Annotated in this window: 7 protein-coding genes and 1 pseudogene; 3 read left to right on the top strand and 5 right to left on the bottom strand. The window is 38.3% G+C overall.

Features of this window, described 5'->3' with window-relative positions; genetic code table 11:
* Window positions 1-159 precede the first annotated feature (159 nt).
* The 3 genes and pseudogenes from ACE1CC_RS24160 to ACE1CC_RS36920 all read left to right on the top strand — a co-directional run bounded on the left by ACE1CC_RS24160 (window position 160) and on the right by ACE1CC_RS36920 (window position 1,852).
* Window positions 160-627: a cyclic nucleotide-binding domain-containing protein gene (locus ACE1CC_RS24160; RefSeq protein ID WP_413272995.1), complete on the top strand. Its 468-nt coding sequence runs from the start codon at window positions 160-162 to the stop codon at window positions 625-627.
* 76 nt (window positions 628-703) lie between these two features.
* Window positions 704-1,126: pseudogene (locus tag ACE1CC_RS36925) on the top strand (cyclic nucleotide-binding domain-containing protein); the annotation flags it as partial.
* Window positions 1,127-1,165: 39 nt separating this feature from the next.
* Window positions 1,166-1,852, top strand: a complete 687-nt coding sequence (locus ACE1CC_RS36920; protein ID WP_459563909.1) for a Mo-dependent nitrogenase C-terminal domain-containing protein — start codon at window positions 1,166-1,168, stop codon at window positions 1,850-1,852.
* 119 nt (window positions 1,853-1,971) lie between these two features.
* Here ACE1CC_RS36920 and ACE1CC_RS24150 read toward each other — a convergent pair whose 3' ends face one another.
* From ACE1CC_RS24150 to ACE1CC_RS24130, 5 genes are all read right to left on the bottom strand, one after another.
* Entirely contained in the window at window positions 1,972-2,280 is a 309-nt protein-coding gene (locus ACE1CC_RS24150) for a hypothetical protein (RefSeq protein ID WP_413272993.1), read from the bottom strand.
* Window positions 2,281-2,396: 116 nt separating this feature from the next.
* Window positions 2,397-3,464, bottom strand: a complete 1,068-nt coding sequence (locus ACE1CC_RS24145) for a glycosyltransferase family 4 protein (protein ID WP_413272992.1) — start codon at window positions 3,462-3,464, stop codon at window positions 2,397-2,399.
* Window positions 3,465-3,579: 115 nt separating this feature from the next.
* Window positions 3,580-4,728 carry a glycosyltransferase gene (locus ACE1CC_RS24140; RefSeq protein ID WP_413272991.1) on the bottom strand — a complete coding sequence of 383 codons (1,149 nt, stop codon included), beginning with the start codon at window positions 4,726-4,728 and terminating at the stop codon, window positions 3,580-3,582.
* Window positions 4,729-4,751: 23 nt separating this feature from the next.
* Window positions 4,752-6,140 carry a hypothetical protein gene (locus ACE1CC_RS24135; RefSeq protein WP_413272990.1) on the bottom strand — a complete coding sequence of 463 codons (1,389 nt, stop codon included), beginning with the start codon at window positions 6,138-6,140 and terminating at the stop codon, window positions 4,752-4,754.
* Entirely contained in the window at window positions 6,133-7,326 is a 1,194-nt protein-coding gene (locus ACE1CC_RS24130) for a glycosyltransferase (protein WP_459563908.1), read from the bottom strand. Before ACE1CC_RS24130 ends, ACE1CC_RS24135 begins: the two co-directional genes overlap by 8 nt.
* Between the last annotated feature and the right edge of the window lie 13 nt (window positions 7,327-7,339).

Here is a 7,339-nt window from a genome sequence, read left to right as displayed (position 1 = left end):
ACGTACAAGAGCGCTAAAGCGCAACAACGTACAAGAGCGCTAAAGCGCAACAACGTACAAGAGCGCTAAAGCGCAACAACGTACAAGAGCGCTAAAGCGCAACAACGTACAAGAGCGCTAAAGCGCAACAACGTACTAACTACAAATGACAAAGGACAAATGACAACTTTAGAAACTCGTTTGCGCTTCCTTCAAGAAGTGGCTATTTTTCAAGAAATTGAACACAATGATTTTTTGCCAGAACTCGCTAAGAGTTTAGAAGAAGTTGTGTTTCCTGCTAATCACACTATTTTTACTAAAGGTGATGAGGGACAATTGCTTTATATTTTGGTTTCTGGTAAGGTCAAGGTGCATTTAGATGATTTTACTCTTGCTTATTTGGAACCGGGTAGTTATTTTGGCGAAATGGCATTATTTGAATCTCGGACGCGATCGGCTTCTGCTACTGCTATCGAAGAGTCTAAATGTTTAATTTTGAATGGGCAACAAGTTTATCAAGCAATTAAGCAAAGTCCTGATATTGCTATCAATATTATTCAACTTCTTGCCCAGAGAATTCGCAAATTTAATCGACTTTTCGGCGCTTCCGAAGAACTGTTTTACTTAAAATTGAAAAAGTCAGCTTGAGTATAACTCAGATCTTGCACTCCTGGAGGTGGAACCTCCCAGATCCTCGTTCCCAGGTTCAACCTGGGAACGAAGAATGGAGGCTCTGCCTCTTGGCGCAAGATCTGAGTATAAGTCGAAATGTTTTACATTAGAAATTAGGAATGGGGAATTGCTTATGATGCTCAGTGAAACTAACCTGCAACTTTTACAAAGTATCCCAATGTTTCGGGATATTGAACGAGAAGAAGTTTTATCACGACTCGCTAATAATTTCTCAGAAGTAGAGTTTCCCGCAGGTTACACAATTTTTAAACAAGGTGGAACTGGATCTTTCTTTTACATTTTAATTTCTGGTGTTGTACAAGTTCATTTAGGAGGTTTGCAACTAGCGCAGTTAGAAGCTGGGGCATATTTTGGAGAAATGTCTATATTTGCTCCAGAACCTCATTCAGTTTCAGTAACAACTTTGTCAGCTTGTAAATGTTTGGTATTAACCCAAGAACAAATTTATGAACTAATTAAAGAAAACCCAGAAATTGGGGTTAATATTATTCGGGTGCTAGCGGGGAGAGTGCGGGTATTGAATCAACAATTTAGTGCTTGTTTGCGCGGTTTCCTCACTATAGCTTGGGCAGATGGGGAATATAATGAAGAAGAAAAAGAAGTCATTGAAAATTTACTCCAAGATAACATTTATCCCGATACAAATCTTGGTTCTCTACACCCAATTTCTGCTACAGAATTAGCCGTTGCTTTACATGGTAATAAATCCCTAATTGAAAACTTTGTCAGAACCGCAGTAATTGTGGCTTTAGCTAATGGTACTTATTCAGAGTCTGAAGATAAAGTATTACGAGAGTTTTGTACTGCTTTATTAGGTCAAAAGTTAGAGATTTTAGAAGCGTTAAGGGTTCTACTCAGCCCAGAAACTTTAGAAGTAAAGCCTCAGATTTCTGTTAAAGGAAAACCTGTTTTTCTTACTCCACAGGATGTATTACAACCTGTACGTAATTTCCTGGATGACATGGAAATTGATAGCCCTTACATGGCGCGATTTTTGTGTAAAATGATTCCCCCTCAATGTCCTTTTGAACGGGATATAGTTTTGTTTGGACATAAGGTGATACATATTCCCCCAATGTGTAAGCTTAACCCTTTGTATGAACAGTTAGTAGGTTTGCGTTTTCGGGCGCTTTCTTATTTAGCTGATGAATGTAAAGAGGATATTTCTCAATACATTTGATCCCCCCTAACCCCCCTTGCAAAGGGGGGAACCAGAGGAAAATTTGATATAACTCAAAAAAAAGGTGGGTTTTATCCCACCTAAATTTATGAAGAAGTTGGAAAACGGAAGCTTAAAATTTAAAATTTTTCACTTTGATAAACAGTAGTAGCTGTCAGGGTAACTGCGGGAATTGATTCCTCAAAGTAAGTGTTTTTAGGCTTTTCTGAAAATAGCCGTTTGACAACAAAAGAACTTAAGGAAGTTATCAGATATAAAGGTAATACCAAAGGCCAAGAAATAGTAATTATAACTAAAATAACCAAGGATAAAAAGTAATTCTCTGGAGTTTTTGTAGAGGAAGTTTTAAAAAATTTTAACCAGTTTTTGCCAAAATATAGACTGATCGCAAGATAAATACTTATTGAAATGGCTATTATTAAGTTCACTGTAGTTCATCCTGAAAAACTTCCTACTAAGAGAATTGTAGTGTTGGCAAAAGTTAATTCAAGGATTTATCCAGCAGTTTCACACAAACTTCATCAAAGTCGAGGTTTTATAAAGTTTACTTTAAATTAGCGATCGCTTCTTCATAAACCGCCAAAGTTTCTCTGTTAACTCGTGAAACATTTAACCAATCTAAATTTGTTTGCGCTTGCTTTCGCCATTTCTCCAGTAATTCAGAGGAATTCAACAAATTAAATAAAGCATTTGCTAAAGCGCAACTATCTTGAGGAGGAACTAAAATTCCGGCTTTTCCATTATCCAATGCTTCTGGTATGCCATCAACATTTGTCGCCACAATTGCACAGCCTGCTTCTCGTGCTTCCGAGAGTACTAAACCAAAAGGTTCTTGATGGGAAGCTAATACAAATATGTCACAAGATAGAAGATATTTTTGCGGTTCTGGCTGAAAACCTTCAAAATGAATCCGGTTACTGAAAGGTGTATTTTGTGCCTGAGTTTCAAATGTTAGTTTATCAGGGCCATTGCCGACTAAATATAAATGTAATTCGGGAAAGTTAGCGGCAATTTTACTAAAAGCATTGATGAGTTCAGCTATTCCTTTGCGATGATACATTCCGGCTACGGTGGCGATCGCAGGACGTTGTAAACTTAATGGTTCATACTCAGAAATATTCCGAGTGCGAGGACTACCCAAAGTGCCATTATAAACCAGAGAAATTTTACTTTTAGGGATACCTCGGCGCATCATAGAAAGGGCTACAGCATTACTAATTGCAATTACGCGATCGGCTAAACCCATTAATACCGCACTGCGTTGAAATTCATTATGCACTGTTGAAATTAAAGCATAATTAAACCCAGGTTTTAATAATCTTGCTAACACAACTCCTGTCATCATCTGAGCGTGGACAATATCCGGCTGAAATTCGCGCACAATTTCCCGATAATATCGAGTAGCCTTAATTAAATTAATTGGATTTCTTGCCTGATTTAAAACAAAATGCTGCACGCCATATTTTGCCAACAAAACCTCAAATTCTCCTCCCGCAGAAGCAACAGCAACCTGATGACCTGCTTTGGCTTGGAGACAGGAGATATCGATCGCCACATTGACAATACCATTACCAATTTCTTGAATGTGATTTAAAAGATGTAAAATTCGCATAGTTTGGGGATTTTAGATTGACAATGACAGGCAAGATGCCTGTCCTACAAGAGTAAATATTCTCTCCTTCTTCTCTTTCTTTGCGTCCTTTGCGTCCTTTGCGGTTCAAAAAAAATTACAACAAATTACCTGAAAGCTGATAATTTTTTTGAGACTCAACACCTAAAACCTTTAGATATTGATCCACAACATTATCCACAGTAAAATCTAACGCTCTTTCCTGCAATAACTGCGAATTAGTTGGGTTTTCCAACGTCTCTAAAATAGCATTTGCCAAAGCATTCACATCTCCCACTGAAACTAACTTACCATACTTTCCATTTTCCAAAATCTCTGCAGGACCACTCGGACAATCAGTAGAAACAACCGGAGTACCAACCGCCATTGCTTCCGCTACCACATTACCAAAACCCTCCCAAGCAGAAGAAAGTACAAACAATTTCGCCTTTGCCATATAAGTATATGGATTATCTTTAAATCCCGGCATATCTACATCATTTTCTAATCCTAATTCTCGCACCAAAGCTTCTAATTGAAGACGCTTCTCTCCCTCACCTAAAATCATTAACTTAGCCGAAATTTGCTGTTTTACAATGGCAAAAGCTTTAATCAAAGTAGGAAAATCTTTTTGTGGGACTAATCTACCTACTCCTAGAATTACTGGCGGTTCTCCTGATGCAAACCAAGGGTGATCGATCGGTTCTTTTGCCTTCTCAAATAATTCCGGCATGACTACAGGATTGTAAATTACATCGATGTTATTTACAGGTACTCCTGAAATTTGCGAAACATCTTCAGCAACACCTTGAGAAGCGGCAATAATTCCATCAGCTAAAGGATACCATTGTTTGACTAAATAAGGTCTAATTTTGCTCATAATTCCAGAGTCATTTCGGAATTGTTGAGAAAGATTTGTTTGGACACACATAATTATTTTCGTCGGTGTGACAGAAAGACGTTTTGCCCAAGTAGCAGCGCTGAGAATATCTAAAGCCGAAAGCAGAAATGTAGGCTGTTCCAGTTGCAAATAACGCCGCAAATTTAAGGTTTTCCAAAAGATGACTGGAGAGCGAGAATTTAAGTTAATTAATCGCACTTCTGGAGGGATTTTTTCTAAATATTCACCTTCAGCTTGAGCGAGTATTAAATCAGTTTTAATTCCCCGTTTGGCTGTACCTGTGGCTAAGTGTAACATGGCTCTTTCTGCACCGCCGCCATCAAGGTTAGGAAGGAAAAAACTGAGAGAAGGATTTGGGTTAGTCATAGGTTTAGGATGGGTAATCTTTGTTAAGGACTGAGCGCAAGTATTAATGCTTTATCTGGTATGTTCAAATTGATAGTTGAGGTCGAGGATATTGGTTGAGAGGACATATTGCCATTGTCGTCTAAGGAGTAGCTAACTACTTCTTTTATTGGGGTTTTCAAACTAATAGTAACGGGGATATCTGGTGGTGTAATTTCTCGTATGGGACGACTGCTAATATCGCCGTTAGAAATTTCATGCCAAAGTGCTAAATAAAAGGTGCCATTTTGTTTTTGTAGTAAGAGGTGATGGAGGTATTGGGTGCGATCGTACCCTGGAGGCGGATTAACAGAAATGCTGTAATCTAGAGAACCGGGTGTAAAATTAGCACCAGGATCTTTAAGCAAGTTAATTACATTTTTCAAAGCTGTGTAAGCAGGTTTTGGACTTAGATCGTTACGCAACAAACCAAAATTTGCTTCTGGATTATCGGGGTTATTGAATTCATCAAGAAATTCATAAGATGTAGTACGAACAATGCCTTTACGAAAGTATTCTAAAAATAGTCGTGGCATATATTTGCCGTGCATTCGCTCAGAAATGCCATTTCTGGAAGTGTTGTAACCTGTTTCTGTTGCTGCCATTGGTTTGTTACCAAATGGCGGTGCCCAAATATCAAAAGCATAAGGCCATTCATCAATATTAACTGCCGGAAAATTCCCCTGCCAAAAGTACTTTTCGATCGTGTTATAACTGAAGGGTGCGCTATAACTATTACCGCCACCTGGATAGGGGTGAAAACTCCCCCAATCAACATAATTAGTTAAGGTATCTTTTCCCAAAGGTGACTTAGTTTCGTAACCGTAACTTTGTCCTAATGCTGGCCCAATTACGGTAAGATTTTTCGTGTTAGGATCGCTTTTTAAAGTGGTATAAAGGTCTTTTTGAAAAGCAATTACGCCTTCAGGAAAACCTTGATTTTGATAAGAAATATTGGAACGAGGCCAAAAAATATCTGGTTCATTTGGCCCTTCTACAGAATCAATAGCAGCAGTGGGTTGATTAGCAGCTGCGATCGCATCTTTAAGTTGAGTAGGAGTACCTTCACTTGGTTGAACTCCCACTTGACTTTTAATTCCAACTGCGGCTAAATCTTGGATGCGAGGAGAGAGAGTATCGCGCACATGACGGATACCTAACTCCACTAATTTTTGCTTGACTTCTTCATATCTGGAACCGTAGGGAGTATCGGGATAACCCCAGTGAGTAACCACGCCAATACTATCAACAAAAGCATCGGCACTTTTAGCAATTTCAACATTGGTATTTGGTGCAGCTTGGATCTTATCTGATTTCATTTCCTGCCATATTGAAACTCCTAAAATAAACAGCAATGTGGCTGTAATTATGGTGATTAATCTCTGCTTATTCATCTGCGGTTAAAAATTCCTTTCCTAATCTTTTTTTTTCATTTCCGCAAGATATCACCCCGATCAATAATTGGCTAATCTGTTGATTAATTGTTGTCAAGTCAAAGCGTTGACTAGCAACAATTTGCCCTTGTTGGGCAATCGTTTCACATAACTCTGGATGCTGGCGACAGTGATTAATAATTTCTGCCAATTCCAGAGAATTTCCAGGTGTTACCAACCAACCTGTTTTTTGATGTTCGACTAATTCGATCGCACCTCCAGCTTGAGCAGCAATTACAGGTTTCCTGCATAACATTGCTTCGACAATTACTCGCCCAAAAGGTTCAGGTGAAATTGAGGTATGAGTAATTAAATCGCAAGCTTTCATCAAAGGTACAATATTACCTTGAAAACCTAAAAACTTCACCCTTTTTTCTAAACCTAAATTTGCTACTTGCTTGTGTAACTGCTGGACGTAATCTCCTTCACCAAATAGGGCATCTCCAACTAAAATTGCTGTAACATTTTCCGGGCAATGGGTGAGTGCTTCAATTAAAATATGCTGCCCTTTCCAAGGAGATAAACGGCTAAAGTGTCCAATTACAAACTGTCGATCTACTCCTAGATTCTGTCTAATGTAGTAAATTTTTGATTCATCAATGTCATAAGCTTTAGGTGTGAAACCATTATAAACAACTTTGGTAATTTCTGGTTTTCCTCCCGCTTCGATAAATGCTATTTTGGTGGCTTGAGAATTAGCTATTACTAATGATGCAAAACGATTAGCTAATGTGACAGCAATCTGGCGGTTAATTTTACTGAAATGCTCTAAAGAAAGGATGTCATGTAAGTGATAAACTAGAGGGCGATTGGTGAAGAAACTGGCGATCGCACCCACAACTAAAGCTTTTTGCGTGTTAGCATAAATTAAATCATAATCCCGGCTAATTTTAATTACCTTACTAATTAAAGGTGTAATTTGCCTAAAACTACTTAAACCTTGCATTAAACTGCTTTCTTTACTAACCTTTATTGCCCGATCAGTTAAAACTTGCACAGGAATTTGTTGTTGTTCTAGCAACTGTTTAAAAGCACCATCGGCAAACAACCCTACTAAACAGTTATCTCGATAGGGTTTCGCAATATCCAACAAGCACAATTCTGCGCCTCCAGGTTTCCCGCTTTGGTCAAGAAATAGAATTTTCATCATCAATTTACGA

The organism is Floridaenema aerugineum BLCC-F46, from assembly GCF_041929345.1.
Taxonomy (GTDB): domain Bacteria; phylum Cyanobacteriota; class Cyanobacteriia; order Cyanobacteriales; family Aerosakkonemataceae; genus Floridanema; species Floridanema aerugineum.
This window is presented reverse-complemented; position numbering and strand designations above follow the sequence as displayed.